Raw genomic sequence first — 17104 nt, 5'->3', positions numbered from 1 at the left:
GCGGCGTCTACTCCTGCGGCGGACCCCCGGGCCGGTGCGCGCGGCGGCCGTTCACGACCACGGGCCGCCCGGCGCGTTGCTGACCCGGCAGCGGACGGGAGCGGCGGCCGTAGATGAGCTCCGACGAGTCGAGCAGCCAGGGCACGAGGGTGATCGACACCCCGTGGACGAGCATCAGCTGGTTCGCGAGCCGGCGGGCGCGACGGTTGTGCAGGAACGACTCCCACCAGTGCCCCACGATGTACTGCGGCAGGTATACCGTCACGACGGAGGAGCCGTGCTTCTCGCGGTACTGCTTGATGAACTGGGTGACCGGCTGCGCGAACGAGCGGTACGGCGACTCGACGATCACGAGCGGGATGGGCACGAGGTGGTCGGCCCACTCCTGCTGCAGCGTGGCGGCGTCGTCGGAGGCCACGGCCACGTGCACCGCGAGGGTCTTGCCGTGCTTGGCCGCGATCGCATAGTCGATGGCCTTCACGACGGGCTTCTGCAGTCGGTTGACGAGCACGATGGCGAGGTCGCCGGTCGCGCCGAACTTGGTGGTGTCGTCGATCGCGATCTCGTGTTCGACGTCGCGGTAGTACCTCTTCACGCCCAGCATGAGGAACGCGAGGATCGGGATCGCGAAGAACACCAGGTAGGCGCCGTGCGTGAACTTGGTGATCGTCACGATGAGGAGCACGAGCACGGTCATCACCGCACCGGCGGAGTTGATGATGAGCCCGATCTTCGCCGAGCGGCGGTCGGATGCCGATGCTCCGTCGATACCGGATCCTGCCTTGCTTTCGATGGGCCCGCGCAGCACGCGCCGCCAGTGCCGGACCATGCCGATCTGCCCGAGGGAGAACGACACGAAAACGCCGATGATGTACAGCTGGATCAGGGTGGTCAGCTTCGCCTGGAACACGACGAGCACGGCGATCGCCGCGATGCCCAGCAGGATCATGCCGTTCGAGAACACGAGGCGGTCGCCGCGGGTGTTGAGCGACTTCGGGGCGTAGCCGTCGCGAGCGAGCACGGCGCCCAGCAGCGGGAATCCGTTGAAGGCGGTGTTCGCGGCGAGCAGCAGCACGCACGCGGTCGCGGCCTGCACGATGAAGAAGGCGATGCTGCCGCCGCCGAACGTCGCCGAGGCGATCTGCGCCATCAGGCTCGGCTGCGGGTTCGTGCAGTCGAACCCGATCAGGTCGCACGGGTTCTCGGCGTAGTGCACGCCGGTGATGAGGGCGAGAGCGGTGAGTCCGGCGAACAGACAGGCGGCGATCGACCCCATCAGCACGAGGGTCGACTGCGCGTTGCGCACCTTCGGGGCCCGGAAGGCGGGCACACCGTTCGACACGGCCTCGACGCCGGTGAGGGCGGAGCATCCGCTCGAGAACGCGCGCAGGATCAGCAGGATCACCGCGGCCTGGCTGAGACTCTCGGCCTGCACGGAGAAGTCCGCACTCGAGGCCACGGGAGCATCGCCCAGGAACGTGCGGATCAGGCCGGTCACGATCATGATGCCGACCGACGCGATGAAGACGTACGTCGGGATCGCGAAGACGAGAGACGCCTCGCGAACCCCGCGCAGGTTCACGACGATGATGAGGATCACGAAGCCGACCGCGAGTTCCACGCGGAACGGGTCGAGGCCGGGCACCGCCGAGATGATGTTGTCGACGCCGGATGCGACCGACACGGCCACGGTCAGCACGTAGTCGACCAGGAGCGCCGCGGCGACGATCACACCGGGGATCTCGCCCAGGTTCTTCGACGCGACCTCGTAGTCGCCGCCGCCCGAGGGGTAGGCCTTGATGAGCTGCCGGTAGCTGAGCACGACCACGATGAGCAGCACCACGACCGAGATCGCGACGAGCGGCGTGAAGGAGAGGAAGGTGAGCCCGCCGATCAGCAGGATCATCACGAGTTCCTGCGGCGCGTAGGCCACGGAGCTCAGCGCGTCCGACGCGAAGATCGGCAGTGCCATGCGCTTGGGGAGCAGCTGGTCGTCGACCTGCTGGCTCGTCAGCGGTTCCCCGATGATGATGCGCTTCGCGCGCGGGGGCGCGTCCGCGCTCTCCCTGTTTTCGTTGGACACGTCCGGCGACACTACGCCTGCTGACGGCATCCTCACGCGATCCTCACGGAATCCCTACGGTCGGATGCGGGTCCCTCACGGAATCCTTACGGCCGCGGCTACACTGGCACGCTGTGGAAGATCAGGTGCTGCTCGGGTTCATCGCCATCGCGATCGGAGTGGCTTTCGGCATCCTCCTGTTCGTGCCGTTCGTGGCGATCAGCTACCGGCGGCGCGGGCGGCTCGGCCTCGGGCGCACGCTGCTCTGGCTGTCGGCCCTGATCTACTTCTGGGCGATCTGGACGTACACCCTGCTTCCCCTGCCCGACCCGGATACGATCCGCTGCGTCGGGGCGATCACCGATCCGATGTCGGTCGTGCGCGACGTGCAGAAGGCGTTCGCGGCGCCGGGCAACCCGCTGCGGCAGCCGGCCCTGCTGCAGCTGGTGTTCAACGTGCTGCTGTTCCTCCCGCTCGGCTTCTTCGTGCGGGTCCTCGCCGGTCGCGGCATCCTGGTGGCGCTCGCCGCCGGATTCGGACTGTCGCTGTTGATCGAGACGACGCAGCTGACCGGGGTGTGGGGTGTCTACCCCTGCGCGTATCGCTTCTTCGACGTGGGTGATCTGATGACGAACACCCTCGGTGCTGTCGTCGGCTGCACCCTCGCTCTCGTCGTCCCGCGGTCGCTGCGCGGCGCGGAGGCGCGCCCCGACGCCGACCTTCCCCGTCCGGTCACCCGCGGTCGCCGCGCCCTCGCGATGCTGTGCGACGTCCTCGCCTACGGATTCCTGAGCGTGGGCGCCGGCGTGACCGTGCAGGTGTGGCTGGAGTTCGTCGTGAAGGATCGGGCCGCGGTGCTCGACGGCACTCTCTCTTCCGCGGCGGCCACGATCGTCCCGTCCGCATTGTTCCTGGTGCTGATCCTGATCGGCGGGCGTTCGATCGGTGACGTCGCCGTGCAGCTCCGGTACACGGGGTCCCGGCTGCCCGCACCGGTCGCGCGCCTCCTGCGCTGGGCGGGCGGTCTCGGAGGGATCAGCGCTCTTCAGCTGCCCGGGGGGATCTTCGGGTTCGCGTCGGCCGTGCTGTTCCTCGTCGCGGTCGTCCTGCTGTTCACGACCCGCTCCGGGCGTGGCCTGCCCGGCGTCCTCTCCGGGCAACAGCTGGTCGATGCGCGGACGGACGTCGCCTCCCCGCTCCCCGGAGTCCGCCGCATGTGAGTCGTGAGGACATCGGGTATCCACAGCGGCTTCCGATCACGAACGCGTAACGTCGATGCCATGTCGACCGTTCACGTCACCGAGGACACGATCAACCAGGCCCGCGAGCTGCGTGACGAGCTGCAGCGGTTCCTGCGCGAGTACGAGTTCGGGATGCGCGAGGTCGAGACCAAGATCTCGATCCTCCGTGACGAGTTCACGCACGATCACGCGTACAACCCGATCGAGCACGTGAAGAGCCGTCTGAAGTCGCCGGACAGCATCGTCGAGAAGCTCGCCCGCAAGGGCATCGACGAGCCCGACTTCGACCGCATCCGCGCCGAGATCACCGACATCGCCGGCGTGCGCGTGACCTGCAGTTTCGTCGCCGACGTGTATCGGCTGTTCGACCTGCTCACCGCGCAGGACGATGTCACGGTGCGCACTGTCAAGGACTACATCGCGCACCCGAAGGACAACGGCTACAAGAGCCTGCACGCGATCATCGAGGTGCCCGTGTTCCTGTCGACCGGCGCGCTGGCGGTGCCGGTCGAGGTGCAGTTCCGCACGATCGCGATGGACTTCTGGGCCAGCCTCGAGCACAAGATCTATTACAAGTTCTCGAACCAGGTGCCCTCGCACCTCGTCGACAGCCTGTCGGATGCCGCGGATGCCGCCTCCGAGCTCGACAGTCGCATGGAGCGCCTGCATCGTGAGGCCCACGGCGTGCCCCAGCGTCAGCTCGCCCCGCCGCCGCCCCCTGCGCCGCGCGCGACACCGCCCGCCCCGGCTGATCCGCGGGTCGTCGGGGTCTAGCCCCGCGGCGCCCGCCCCCGTCGTCTCTGCTCTCGCCCGCCGCGGCCAACCGCACTTCCCGCGCACGTTTCGTGGCAGTACGTCCGGCTGGAGCGCGATTCACCGACGGAAGTGCGATTCACGCTCGCGCGAGCGGGCCGCCTCAGCCCTCGGTCTGCGGTCGCTCAGCCGAGCTCTGACGGGTGGGTGAGCCGCCACCACTCGGACGGCGGGTCGACGTTCCCCTTGATCTCGACCGGGGCAGTGACGGTGTGCGGGCCGGCCGTCCAGGTGACGCTCCCCACGACCGAGCCGTCGCGGGAGGTCGGCGGGGTCTCGATGTCCATCGTCGCGACGATCGGAGTGTCCGACCAGGTGAAGACCGCTGCGTCCTCGCCGATGACCAGCTGGGCGGTGGAGCCCCAGGGTGTCGTGATCGTGCCGACCTCCTGTCCGGATGTCGCGACGGGCACCTCGTGGAAGCCGGTACGGACGCTGTCCAGGGTGGCGAGCACGCTGCCGTTCACGGACTCGCGCGTCGGTCCTCCGAGGATGACGCCTGTCACCGCGAGTGGTTCGTCGGCACCCACGACGAGAGTCGCGTTGTACAGCAGGCTGTACGTGCCGTGGCCCAGGGTGCCCGTCTTCATCCCCGTGATCCCGCTCGTTCCGAGCAGGCCGTTGGTGTTGTACAGCTGGCCGGCGCCGGGGAGGGAGATCGACGGGGTCGCGACGATCTGAGCGATCGTCGGATTCGCCGAGGCCAGCTTCCCGATGGTCAGGAGGTCGGCAGTCGTGCTCGTATTGCGCGGGCTGATGCCGGTGGGCTCGGTGATCGTGGTGCCCGTCAAGCCGTGGGCGGAGAGCCAGTCGCGCGTCGCGCCGAGGAACGCGTTCTGCGATCCGAAGATCCGGGAGGAGAGCGCTTCGGCGTAGTTGCTCGCCGAGGGGATCAGCATGGCGGCCAGGGCATCGTGCAGCGACATCGAGGTGCCCGTGGGCATGGGGGCGATGGTGGCGCCCAGCACGTAGTACCGGTCGTAGAGGTCGTTGTCGGACTCGCTGAAAGTGATGGTGGGCCCGGGGTCGTCAGCGGAGGCGAGCGGGACGGCGTCGAGGATGACCAGCGCGGTGATGAGCTTGGTGATGCTCGCGATGGGGAGAGCTTCGCCGGTTCCGCTCGACGACCAGATTCCGCTCGCCCCCTCACCCAGGTATTCGTCCGCGCCGGAGATGCTGATCGCCGAAGCCCCCGCGGGAACCGCCGCGATGGACGCGGCACCGCCGACCGGCACCGGGGGTATCTGCGTCGTCACGGCCGGCGGTTTCACCGGCGCGGTGAGAGCCCACGCGATGTACCCTCCGGTCGCAGCCAGCAGCAGGCCGAGACAGATCGCGGTGATGAGAAGCCCCCGGCGTCTGCGTCGCCTGTGGGCCTCCGGATCGAGATCACGAGGGGAAGCGAACTCCTGCTCGCGGGTCATCAAATCCGCGAAGTCGGAGAGATCGTCCGTGGGTTGATTCGGCGCGGTCAACGACAGGGCCCGTCACCGATGGCGTACGGCATGAGCACGAGGTACCTCCAGGAAAGTCCACTCCGACCTCGAGGCAGAGCCCTTCCGAGGAACCATCCCGTCATCATGGCGGACATCCGATGCGCGGCGCTATCGGCCATTCGGGGGACACGCGCTCTCTCGCGCCCCGCCGGCCGCGGAGATCCGCACTTCCGTCGGCCATTTCCCGCCCGAAAGTGCGACGGGAGCGCGTTTCTCCGACGGGAGCGCGACCCCGTCAGCCGAGCCGAGCCCGCGGGTTCAGCCGAGGAACTCCCGCGCCGCGGCCGACAGTGCCGTGACGCCGACTTCGATCGTCGGGTGGATCTCGGGGGCGAAGAACGGGGAGTGGTTGGTCGGGATGTCCTTCTCGAGGCGCCCGGCCGCGCTCGCCTCGGCGAAACGGACCGGGTCGATGCCGCCCCAGAACCAGAACACCAGCGGCGCTCCGGCATCCCGCGCGAACCACGAGACGTCCTCGCTGCCGGTGAACATGCCGGGGTCGATGACGGATGCTTCGCCGAGGGTACGCTGCAGTGCTGCGGTCACCCGCGCCGTGGCATCCTCGTCGTTGATCGTGGCGGGAAGGGTGTGGTCGGTGCGGATCTCGGGCTCCCGCTCGGCGCCGGACGCCGCGGCTTCGGCGCGCACGATGCGCTCGACGCTCGCGAGCACCTTCTCGCGCGCCTCTTCGTTCGGGTAGCGCAGGCTGAGTTCGAGCTTCGCCTCGGCGGGGATGATGTTGTTCTTGAGCCCGGCGTGGATCGAGCCGACCGTCACGACGGCCACGCCCTGCGGGTCGATCTCGCGCGATGTGATGGTCTGCAGGCGCATCACGGTCGCCGCGGCCATGACCACCGGGTCGATCGTGGCGTGCGGGCGGGAACCGTGACCGCCGCGCCCGTGCAGCGTCACGGTCAGACCGTCGGATGCCGCCATCTGGGTGCCGCTGCGCACGCCGATGATGCCGGCGGGCAGCGGGGTGACGTGCTGTCCGAGCACGATGTCGGGCTTCGGGTAGCGGTCGAGGATGCCGGCGTCGAGCATCGCCCGCGCGCCTGCGCCGTACTCCTCGGCGGGCTGGATCACCACGACGAGAGTGCCCGACCACTGGTCGCGTTCGGCGACGAGCTTCTCGACGGCGCCGATCATCGCCGTCACATGCATGTCGTGGCCACAGGCGTGCATGACGGGGACGGTCGTGCCCGCAGGGTCGACGCCGTGCGCGGTGCTGGCGTACGCGAGCCCGGTCTGCTCCTCGACCGGCAGTGCATCCATGTCGGCGCGCGCCCACACGACCGGCCCGTCGCCGTTGCGCAGCACGCCGATGACGCCGGTGACGCCCACGCCTTCTTCGACCTCGAGACCGAGATCGCGCAGATGCTGGGCGGCGATGCCGGCGGTGCGCGTCTCCTGGAACGAGAGCTCCGGATGCTGATGCAGGTCGATGTACAGCGCTTCGAGGTCGATCGTCATGGCCCGAGCCTAGCGGTGACGCCCGGTCGGATCAGGGGTGGCTGTAGGTCGACAGCTCCGGCCCCGGATGCAGCACCGCGTTCACGATCGCCCGGATCGCGAACTCGCTCGCCCCGCCCAGCTCGACGGTTCCGGGGTGCAGGAGCCACTGCAGCTGCAGCCCGTCCATCACGGCGAGGATCGCGGCCGCCGCGTCGGCGATCGTGTCGGGATCGCGCACGCCCTCCTGGGCGCACAGCTCGTGGAAGGCGGCGGTGACCTCGCGCCGGAGGGTCGTGTACCGATCCTCGAAGTACTCGCGGCCGGGGTGGTCGTCGGTCACGGATTCCGACGAGAGCACGGTGTAGGCCTGCACGATGCCGGGGCGCCGCTCGTTGGCGTAGGCCGTGCGCACCAGGTGCAGGAAGAGCTCGGGGCCGCCGGGGATGTGCTTCTCGGCGAGTTCGGCGACGTCTGTCTGATCGCGGTACGAGAGCACCTCGAGCAGCAGCTTCTGCTTCGACCCGAAGTGATGGAGCACCCCGGCATGGGTGATCCCGACCTGATCGGCGACATCGGCGAGGGTGCCGTTGGTCGAGCCCTTGTTGCCGAAAATCTCGACCGCTGCCTTGAGGATCTGCTCGCGTTTCGCGAGGGTCGCCGGGCGCACGCGGATGGTCTGGTCGCTGTCTGCCACCGCGGCCTCCTCTCTCTCGCAAGCCGTGCTTGCGAACTAACTTACTCCTCGGTAACCTCACGGAAGCTTACTTTCTCGCCAGTAAGCAAATCACGACGGCCGGCGGACCCCCATCCACCGGTGACACAGCACAACGACCGTGCCCAAGGAGAAGCAATGAAGCTCAGAAAGTCTCTGATCGCGGCGACCGCGATCACCGCCCTCGGAATCTCGGCCCTCGCCGGATGCTCCGCCGGAGGGAACGACGACTCCGGCAGTGCTGCCGGCGGCGCCGCCCTCACGATCGCGAAGCCCGACGGCGCGATCACCACCGAATCCAACAACCCGTTCGTGGGCGACTCGTCCGCCTCGAAGTACGGCTACGGCAAGGTGATCTTCGAGACCCTCGCCCTCGTGAACCAGACCGGTGACCGCGGAGTCACCCCCTGGCTCGCCGAGAGCATCGAGTGGAACGACGACTACACCGTCCTCACGGTCGTGCCGCGCAAGGATGTCACCTGGAGCGACGGCGAACCGTTCACCGCCGACGACATCGTCTACTCGTACGAGCTCGCCTCCACGCCCGCCCTGGACACGGCCGGCCTCCAGCTCGACAGCGCCGTCGTCGAGGGTGACAACGTCGTGCTGACCTTCGCCGCGTCGAAGTACGTCAACCAGGCCCGCGCCCTGCACGTGCCGATCGTCCCGAAGCACATCTGGGAGAACCTCGACGACCCGGCCACGAACCCCGTCAAGGGCGACGACCTGGTCGGCACCGGTCCCTACGTGCTGTCGAACTGGTCGACCGAGTCGGTCACCCTCGACGCCCGCGACGACTACTGGGGCGGCGACCTCTCGGTGCCCCAGCTGCACTACGTCTCGTACGGCGACAACACCGCGCTGACCACCGCTCTCGCCAACGGCGACGCCGACTGGGCGCAGGCGTTCATCCCGCAGATCGAGGAGCAGTTCCTGTCGGTCGACCCCGAGCACAACAAGTTCTGGGCAGCTCCCACCACCGGCTCGGCGACGCTGTTCATGAACCTGCAGCAGAAGCCGTTCGACGACCCGGCCTTCCGTCAGGCGCTCGCCTGGGTGATCGACCGCGACGCCTACGTCGACATCGCCCGCGAGGGTGCCAGCGAGGCCGTCTGGTCGGTGACCGGACTGTCGTCGATCCTCGAAGACGAGATCCAGCCCGAATTCAAGGAGGTGGACTACTCGGTCGATGCCGAGAAGGCCCGCGACCTGCTCGAGACCGCCGGCTACACCTGGAAGGACGACGCGCTGATCGACCCCGACGGTGCGCCCGTCTCGTTCACGCTCTCGGTCCCCTCGGGGTGGAGCGACTGGAACACCGCGCAGGAGCTCATCGCCGAAGACGTGACCGATGCCATCGGCGCCGAGGTCAAGATCGACATGCCGGACTGGGGCGGATGGGCGGACCCGCGCGACAACGGCACCTTCTCGGCGATCATCCACTGGCTCGAGGACAGCGGCACGGCCTACGGCCTCTACACCTCGACCATGGACCCGCGCTGGATCTCGGACGGCAAGGCCGGCTTCAACTTCGGTCGCTTCGACGACCCCGAGGCCACAGCGGCGCTGAACTCCTACGCGAACGCCTCGTCGGATGAGGAGCGCACCGCGGCACTCGACACGCTGCAGACGATCTTCTCCGAGCAGGTGCCGGCCATCCCGCTGGGCGCGCACCCGCTCCTGGGCGAGTTCAACACCCGCAACTACGTGGGCTGGCCGTCGGAGGAGGACCCCTACGCCTCTGCCGACCCGACGCAGCAGAACATCGTGCAGATCCTCACGAAGCTCAAGCCCGCCGAGTAAGCACCATCCTGCCGGGGAGCCCGCGACGGCGCGGGCTCCCCGATCAGGTCGACGAAGGACATCCCCATGCCAGACCCCCTGCTCAGCGTGCGCGACTTCTCGGTCGTGTACGACGTCGATCCGCCCGTCGAGGCGGTGAAGAACGTCACCCTCGAACTGCAGCGCGGCGAGATCCTCGGACTCGCCGGCGAGAGCGGATGCGGCAAGACCACGCTCGCCTACGGGGTGCAGCGACTGCTGCGTGCCCCGGCCGTCATCACGAGCGGCAGCGTCACCTTCCACGATGCGACCGGTGTCGACATCGACATCAATGCGCTCGACGTGGATGCCATGCAGCGGTTCCGCTGGGACAAGGTGTCGATGGTGTTCCAGGGGGCGATGAACGCCCTGAACCCGGTCGCGACGATCGGCTCGCAGCTGGAGGACGTGTACGAGATCCATCGCCCCGACATGAACCGCAAGCAACGGCGGGCCGAGGCCGAGGAGCTGCTCGAGATCGTGAAGGTCGGACGCCAGCGCATCCGCTCCTTCCCGCACGAGCTGTCCGGCGGCATGCGTCAGCGCGTGATGATCGCGATGGCCCTCGCGCTGCGGCCCCAGCTCATGGTCATGGACGAGCCGACCACCGCGCTCGACGTGCTGGTGCAGCGGGAGATCCTGAAGCAGATCTCGCAGCTGCGGCACGAGTTCGGCTTCTCGGTGATCTTCATCACCCACGACCTCCCGCTCCTCCTGGAGATCAGCGACCGGATCGCGATCATGCGCGAGGGCGAGATCATCGAGCTCGCCACGGCCGAGCGCATCTGGACGCAACCCGAGCACGAATACACGAAGACGCTGCTGTCGTCGTTCCCCCGGTTGACCGGGGAGAGAGGGGTGCTGGTGCGATGACCACCCTCGAATTCCGGAACGTCACGAAGGCGTACAACGTCCGCGGCGCCGGCCAGATCAAGGCGCTCGATGACGTGAGCTTCACCCTCACCTCGGGCCAGACGATCGGCCTGGTCGGCCAGTCCGGCAGCGGCAAGTCCACGATCGCGAAGATCCTCACCCAGCTCGAGACCCCGACCAGCGGCGAGGTTCTACTCGACGGCACGCCGATCCCCCGTCGCGGCAAGGGGCTGCGGAAGTACCGGCAGCAACTGCGCATGGTGTTCCAGGACCCGTTCGCCTCGCTCAACCCGTACCACTCGATCCGGTACCACCTGGAGCGCCCGATCCGGCTCGACGACGTGGTGCCGAAGAAGGAGACCGAGAACGAGGTGCGCCGACTCCTCGACCGTGTGCGGCTGGATGCGGATGCCGTGATCGACCGTCGCCCGCACGAGCTCTCCGGCGGGCAGCGGCAGCGCGTGGCGATCGCCCGCGCCCTGGCCTCGCGCCCGTCGCTCCTGGTCGCCGACGAGCCCGTCTCGATGCTCGACGTCTCCATCCGCCTCGGTGTGCTGAACCTGCTCGCCGACCTGCAGCGGGAGGAGGGGCTCGGCGTGCTCTACATCACCCACGACCTGGCGACCGCCCGCCACTTCAGCGACGAGATCATGGTGCTCAACCAGGGACGTGTCGTGGAGTACGGCGCCGCCGACGACGTGATCCTCAACCCGCAGGACCCGTACACGCGCGAGCTACGATCCGCTTCCCCCGACCCGGACAAGTTCTTCGCACAGGCAGCATCGACCGGAGGCGCACTGTGAGCACCGCGTTCCCCCAGCTCGACGACAACGACCTCGTCGCGCGCGACGCCCTCGAGGTCGGCACCACCGCGACCACGGCCGAGCGCGGAAGCCGGAAGGTCCCGTGGCGCTTCTTCGCCGGACGAGCGGGCTTCTACCTGTTCACGCTGTGGGCGGCCATCACGATCAACTTCTTCCTGCCTCGGCTCATGAAGGGCGACGCGGTCAGCTCCTACCTCGCGCGCAACCGCAACGTGAGCCCCGAGGCCGCCGATGCCCTGCGCATCCTGCTCGGCATCGACACCGACAAGTCGATCTGGCAGCAGTACATCGAGTACTGGGGGATGCTGCTGCGCGGCGACCTCGGCATCTCGACCCTGCACGGTCTGCGCCCGGTGGCCGAGGTGCTCGCCGCCGCCCTGCCGTGGACGCTCGGTCTGGTCGGCATCGCCACGATCATCTCGTTCACGATCGGCACGGTCGCCGGCGCGATCGTCGGGTGGAAGCGCGGCAGCAGGCTCGACGCGATCATCCCCGTGACGACCTTCTTCAACACGATCCCGTACTTCTGGCTCGGACTCATCGCGATCGCGATCTTCTCGTCGACCCTGAAGTGGTTCCCCTCCTCGCACGCCTACGACAAGGGGCAATCGCCGGAGTGGAGCTTCGACTTCATCGGCCAGGTGATCATGCACGGCACCCTGCCGGCGCTGACCATCGTGGTCGCCTCGCTCGGTGGCTGGGTGCTCGGCATGCGCAACATGATGCTGACCGTGCTCGACGACGACTACATCACCGTCGCGCAGGCGAAGGGCATGCCCAACAAGCGGGTGCTCTGGGGCTATGCCGCCCGCAACGCGGTGCTGCCGCAGATCCAGAGCTTCGCGCTGTCGATCGGCTTCATCGTCGGCGGCACGATCGTGATGGAGATGGTCTTCAGCTACCCGGGTGTCGGCAAGCTCCTGCTCGACGCGACCAACGCCAAGGACTTCGCCCTCATGCAGGGCGTGTTCCTCGTGATCACGCTGTCGGTGCTCGTGGCCAACATCCTCGCGGATGTCGTCTACGCCTACCTCGACCCGCGCACGCGCCAGATGGAGTCCTGACATGACCGTTCCCACCACCGCAGCGAGCACCGCGCCCGACGGATCGGCCGTCGTCTCCGGCATGCCCGAGACCGCCACTCTGCGCACCCCGCCGAGCGATGTGCCTCCGCGCAAGACGTTCTGGTCCCAGCTCGCCCAGGCGTTCGCGATGTTCCGCAACCCCAAGTCGATCGCCGGGCTCATCATCCTCGGGGTGTTCGTGCTCGTCGCGATCCTCGCCCCGTGGATCGCCCCCTACGGGCCCACCCAGAAGGACCGCACGGCGCTCCGCCAGCCGCCCTCCTGGGAGCACTGGCTGGGCACGACGCACATGGGGGAGGACGTGCTGAGCCAGATCATCTACGGCACCCGCGGCGTGATCGTCGTCGGCTTCCTCGCCGCCTTCATCGCCACGATCATCGCCATCACGATCGGTGTGATCGCCGGCTACGTGCGCGGCTGGAAGAGCGAGTCGCTCTCGGCGCTGACCAACGTGTTCCTGGTGATCCCCGGCATCCCGCTGATCATCATCATCGCGTCGCAGTTCGAGAACCCACCGCTGATCGTGATCGCCGCGGTGCTCGGGCTCACCGGGTGGGCGTGGGGTGCGCGTGTGCTGCGCGCCCAGACGATGTCGCTGCGCAACCGCGACTTCATCCAAGCTGCCCGGGCCAACGGAGAGCCGCTGCGCCGCATCATCACGGTCGAGATGCTGCCGAACCTCATGGCGCTCATCGCCTCGAGCTTCGTCGGCACCGTGACCGCGGCCATCCTCGGCCTCACCACGCTGGCCTTCATCGGCGTGATCCCGGTGAGCAACCTCAACTGGGGCACCATCCTGTTCTGGGCGCAGCAGAACGGCGCGTTCCCGCGGCTGTGGTGGTGGTACGTGCCCGCCGGGCTGTGCATCGCGATCATCGGCGTCGCCCTCTCGCTGATCAACTTCGGCATCGACGAGTACGTCAACCCGCGCCTGCGCTCCGCCGGAGAGCGGGCCAGGGCGATGAAGAAGAAGGGGCTGAACGTGAACGACGCCGTCACGGCCGTCCGCAGCGTGCCCCTGCCGCAGAAGAGCCCCGATCCCGTAACGTCGGCGGCCTCGCCCGACACCTCCGACTCCTCGAAGACCTCGACCCAGAACACGAAGTGATGACCTCTCAGACCCTGACCACCGTTCTTCCCTACCAGGACCCCGCCTTCTCGATCCCCGAGCGCGTGGCCGACCTCCTCAGCCGGATGACGCTGGAGGAGAAGGTCGGGCAGATGCTGCAGCTCGACGCGCGCGACGACCTCGACGACCACATCGCCCGGCGGCACGCCGGCTCGATCCTGCACACCTCTCCCGAACGCATCCTGCAGGCCAACGAGCTGACGGCGCAGACCCGGCTCCGCATCCCGCTGCTCGTGGCGGAGGACTGCATCCACGGGCACTCGTTCTGGCCGGGGGCCACGATCTACCCGACCCAGCTGGGCATGGCCGCGTCGTGGGACGCCGACCTGCTCGAGCGGGTGGCCCGCGCGACGGCGGAGGAGGTGGCGATCACCGGCATCCACTGGACGTTCTCGCCCGTGCTGTGCATCGCCCGCGACCTGCGCTGGGGTCGCATCAGCGAGACCTTCGGGGAAGACCCGTTCCTGATCGGCGAGCTGGCATCAGCGATGGTGCGCGGTTACCAGGGCGACGGCCTCGACGACCCCACCGCGATCCTCGCGACCGCCAAGCACTTCGCCGGGTACTCCGAGACCCAGGGCGGGCGCGATGCGAGCGAGGCCGACATCTCGCGGCGCAAGCTGCGCTCCTGGTTCCTGCCGCCGTTCGAGCGCGTCGCCCGCGAGGGATGCCGCACGTTCATGCTCGGTTACCAGACCACCGACGGCGTGCCGATCACGACCAACGACTGGCTGCTCAGCGACGTGCTGCGCGGCGAGTGGGGGTACACCGGCACGCTCATCACCGACTGGGACAACGTCGGACGCATGGTGTGGGAGCAGCGGATCCAGCCCGACATCACGCACGCGGCCGCTGCGGCGGTGCGGGCCGGCAACGACATGATCATGACCACTCCCGCCTTCTACGAGGGGGCGCTGGATGCCGTGGCCCGCGGAATGCTCGCCGAGGACGCCTTCGACGCCGCAGCCGCCCGCATCCTCACGCTCAAGTTCGAGCTCGGACTCTTCGAGAACCCGCGGTTGCCGGGCGACGAGCTGGATGCCGTGGTCGGCAGTGTCGCGCACGCCGAGCTGAACCTCGAGACGGCCCGCCGCTCGATCGTGCTGCTGGAAAACGACGGGGTGCTGCCGCTCGACGCCGCCGCGCCGCTGAAGATCGCGGTCACCGGCCCGCTCGCCGACGACGCGCAGACGCAGCTCGGCGACTGGGCCGGCGGCTCGGGTCAGGCCGGGTGGCTCGACGGACAGCCGCGCGAGATGATCACGACCGTGCTCGACGGGCTGCAGGCGATCGACGGGTGGAGCGTCACCCACGCCCGCGGTGCCGACATCCTCACGCTCGAGGAAGACCCCAAGGGGCCGTTCTTCCCCGACCACCAGCCGCGGCCCCCGGTGGTGAAGGCCTGCGAGCCGGATGCCGCGCTGATCGCGGAAGCCGTGGCTGCGGCATCCGACTCCGACGTCGTGGTCGCCGTGGTGGGTGACCGGATCGAACTGGTCGGCGAAGGACGCTCGACCGCGACGCTCGAACTGATCGGCGGACAGAACGCGCTGATCGACGCGCTCATCGCGACCGGGAAGCCCGTCGTCGTGGTGCTGCTGGCCTCCAAGCCGCTCGTGCTCCCGGCCTCCGCCGCGCAGGCCGCAGCGGTGATCTGGGCCGCGAACCCGGGCATGCAGGGTGGGCGTGCGCTCGCCGAGATCATCTCGGGGGCCGTCGAGCCGTCGGGCCGGCTGCCGATCTCGTTCGCCCGCCACGTCGGCCAGCAGCCGACGTACTACAACCAGATCCGCGGACAGCACGGCGACCGCTACGCCGACCTCACGCAGTCGCCCGCCTGGGCGTTCGGCGAGGGCCTGTCGTACACGACGGTGGAGTACTCCGACCTGGAGCTGGAGGAGGCGGCACTGGGGGAGTCCGACACCATCGTCGGGCATGTCACGGTGGCGAACACCGGCACGCGGCCGGTGCGCGAGACGGTGCAGGTCTACGTGCGCGACTCCGTCACGAGTGTCAGCTGGACCGACAAGGAGCTCAAGACCTTCCGTCAGGTCGACATCGCGCCAGGGGAGTCCGCCCGCGTGCGCGTCGAGTTGCCCGTGGCCGACTGCACGATCGTGGATGCCGCGGGCAACCGCATCGTCGAGGCCGGCGCGTTCGAGCTGCTGGTCGGCCCGAGCTCGCGCGACGACGTGCTCCTCTCCGCCGACTTCGAGGTGCGCTGACCCGGCCGCATTCGTCTTCCGGGGTTGCCCCGAAGGTGCACCCGCGTTCCGGTATGCAGGCCGAGCGCGCGACATCGACACCTAACCTTGGACGATGAACTCGCTCGTGCTGCAGGCGTGGGGAGACGAGTCTTACCGGACGGCGGGTGTGGAGCGTCCTTCCTACCTTCTCGGCGCTGCGGTCGCAGATGCCTCACGCTGTGAAGACATGCGTGCCCGACTACAGCGTCTTCCTCGACGTGGACCGAAACTCCATTGGCGAAACCAGGACAGGCGCGCCAGGGACGCATCCATCGCGACTATCGCGGATTTCGACGCGTACCACGTCGTCGTCATAGCGGCGCCGGTTGATTCTCGTCGGCAAGAACGCGCTCGCGCGCTATGTCTTGAGAGGCTCGCATGGCAGCTCGACGGGCAGGGCGTGCAACTACTCACGCTCGAAGCGCGTCCGCTCCAGCTGATGCAAAGAGATCTCCGAACCGTCGACGCGTTGCGCGGCAAGCGGGCTCTCCCTGAGGGGCTTCGGATCGATCATGCGCAGCCCAGCGAAGAGCCGATGGTCTGGATTGCCGATCAGGTTCTCGGTGCACTGGGGGAGAAGATGTCCGGTGGCCGGAGTGACTGGTTCGATGCCGTGAGTCCATCGACCACCATCGAACGGATCGAGCTCTAGACGCGCGAAAGCCGGGTCCCGTCCAGAGGGGCGGGGGTCCCGGCTTCTACTTCCCTACCCCCAGCGGGGGCGGGCTGCGACCATTCTACGTCTTTCACAGGCGTAGTGCTCCGTCGATCTACGAAGCCTGCTCCTCAATCCTGCAGCCGCTGCGGACCGACGCCCTGCGTCGCGAGGGCGTCGTCGGGGTTGAGTAGTCCGCACGCCTTCATCGACAGGCAGCCGCAGCCGATGCATCCGGTGAGTTCGCGTTCGAGGCGCTCGATGCCCTCGCGGCGCTTCTCGAGTTCGCGCTTCCAGCGTCGCGAGGCGCGTTGCCAGTCGGCGTGGCTCGGGGTCTCGGTCAGCGGCACGTCGGCGAACGCGGACTGCACGTCGGACAGCGGGATGCCGAGGCGCTTGGCGACCGTGATGAGCGAGACCCGCCGCAGCATGTGCCGGGCGTAGCGGCGCTGATTGCCGGGCGTGCGGGTCGAGGCGATGAGGCCGAGGGTCTCGTAGAAGTGCAGGGCAGAGGCGGCGACGCCGGTGCGTCGGGTCATCTCGCCGATCGTCAGCGGCTCGTCGGGTGCGTGCGGGCTCATCCGGAGACCTCTTCCTCGATTTGACCTCAAGTGTACTTGAGGTTTTACGGTTGTCCTGTGGCCCCGCAATGGGCCGATCTACCCGAACGAGGACAGCGTGACCCGAACGAA

The 17104-nt window shown here is 68.3% G+C and carries 14 protein-coding genes; 9 read left to right on the top strand and 5 right to left on the bottom strand.

Annotated features, from left to right (window positions below; all coding sequences use genetic code 11):
* Positions 1-7: 7 nt before the first annotated feature.
* Entirely contained in the window at positions 8-2113 is a 2106-nt protein-coding gene (locus BQ2383_RS08985; protein WP_244175955.1) for an APC family permease, read from the bottom strand.
* Between the two features lie 83 nt (positions 2114-2196).
* Between BQ2383_RS08985 and BQ2383_RS08980 the strand changes: the two genes are divergently transcribed.
* Positions 2197-3282 carry a VanZ family protein gene (locus BQ2383_RS08980; RefSeq protein WP_167381579.1) on the top strand — a complete coding sequence of 362 codons (1086 nt, stop codon included), beginning with the start codon at positions 2197-2199 and terminating at the stop codon, positions 3280-3282.
* A gap of 60 nt (positions 3283-3342) precedes the next feature.
* Complete coding sequence (locus BQ2383_RS08975; RefSeq protein ID WP_091032725.1) at positions 3343-4077, top strand: GTP pyrophosphokinase; 735 nt, start codon at positions 3343-3345, stop codon at positions 4075-4077.
* A gap of 164 nt (positions 4078-4241) precedes the next feature.
* Here BQ2383_RS08975 and BQ2383_RS08970 read toward each other — a convergent pair whose 3' ends face one another.
* The 3 genes from BQ2383_RS08970 to BQ2383_RS08960 all read right to left on the bottom strand — a co-directional run bounded on the left by BQ2383_RS08970 (position 4242) and on the right by BQ2383_RS08960 (position 7761).
* Entirely contained in the window at positions 4242-5540 is a 1299-nt protein-coding gene (locus BQ2383_RS08970; RefSeq protein ID WP_244175954.1) for a D-alanyl-D-alanine carboxypeptidase family protein, read from the bottom strand.
* A 330-nt stretch (positions 5541-5870) separates the two neighbouring features.
* Entirely contained in the window at positions 5871-7085 is a 1215-nt protein-coding gene (locus tag BQ2383_RS08965) for an amidohydrolase (RefSeq protein ID WP_091032720.1), read from the bottom strand.
* Between the two features lie 31 nt (positions 7086-7116).
* Positions 7117-7761 (bottom strand): TetR/AcrR family transcriptional regulator, encoded by a 645-nt coding sequence (locus BQ2383_RS08960; protein ID WP_091032717.1) that lies wholly within the window; start codon positions 7759-7761, stop codon positions 7117-7119.
* Between the two features lie 156 nt (positions 7762-7917).
* Between BQ2383_RS08960 and BQ2383_RS08955 the strand changes: the two genes are divergently transcribed.
* The 7 genes from BQ2383_RS08955 to BQ2383_RS19205 all read left to right on the top strand — a co-directional run bounded on the left by BQ2383_RS08955 (position 7918) and on the right by BQ2383_RS19205 (position 16409).
* Entirely contained in the window at positions 7918-9582 is a 1665-nt protein-coding gene (locus tag BQ2383_RS08955) for an ABC transporter substrate-binding protein (protein ID WP_091032714.1), read from the top strand.
* Between the two features lie 66 nt (positions 9583-9648).
* Positions 9649-10473, top strand: a complete 825-nt coding sequence (locus BQ2383_RS08950) for an ABC transporter ATP-binding protein (RefSeq protein WP_091032712.1) — start codon at positions 9649-9651, stop codon at positions 10471-10473.
* Positions 10470-11276 carry an ABC transporter ATP-binding protein gene (locus BQ2383_RS08945; protein WP_091032709.1) on the top strand — a complete coding sequence of 269 codons (807 nt, stop codon included), beginning with the start codon at positions 10470-10472 and terminating at the stop codon, positions 11274-11276. The genes BQ2383_RS08950 and BQ2383_RS08945 overlap by 4 nt, the downstream gene beginning before the upstream one ends.
* On the top strand, positions 11273-12361 hold the full coding sequence (locus BQ2383_RS08940) for an ABC transporter permease (RefSeq protein ID WP_091032707.1): 1089 nt from the start codon (positions 11273-11275) through the stop codon (positions 12359-12361). The genes BQ2383_RS08945 and BQ2383_RS08940 overlap by 4 nt, the downstream gene beginning before the upstream one ends.
* Before the next feature lies 1 nt (position 12362).
* Positions 12363-13490, top strand: coding sequence for an ABC transporter permease (locus BQ2383_RS08935; protein ID WP_091032704.1), 1128 nt, complete (start codon positions 12363-12365; stop codon positions 13488-13490).
* Positions 13490-15736, top strand: a complete 2247-nt coding sequence (locus BQ2383_RS08930) for a glycoside hydrolase family 3 N-terminal domain-containing protein (protein WP_091032701.1) — start codon at positions 13490-13492, stop codon at positions 15734-15736. Before BQ2383_RS08935 ends, BQ2383_RS08930 begins: the two co-directional genes overlap by 1 nt.
* Before the next feature lie 94 nt (positions 15737-15830).
* Complete coding sequence (locus BQ2383_RS19205) at positions 15831-16409, top strand: hypothetical protein (RefSeq protein WP_140403324.1); 579 nt, start codon at positions 15831-15833, stop codon at positions 16407-16409.
* A 134-nt stretch (positions 16410-16543) separates the two neighbouring features.
* Here BQ2383_RS19205 and soxR read toward each other — a convergent pair whose 3' ends face one another.
* On the bottom strand, positions 16544-16993 hold the full coding sequence (gene soxR / locus BQ2383_RS08920) for a redox-sensitive transcriptional activator SoxR (protein ID WP_091032696.1): 450 nt from the start codon (positions 16991-16993) through the stop codon (positions 16544-16546).
* Between the last annotated feature and the right edge of the window lie 111 nt (positions 16994-17104).

It is taken from the genome of Microbacterium oxydans (assembly GCF_900095745.1).
GTDB classification, from domain to species: domain Bacteria; phylum Actinomycetota; class Actinomycetes; order Actinomycetales; family Microbacteriaceae; genus Microbacterium; species Microbacterium oxydans_B.
This window is presented reverse-complemented; position numbering and strand designations above follow the sequence as displayed.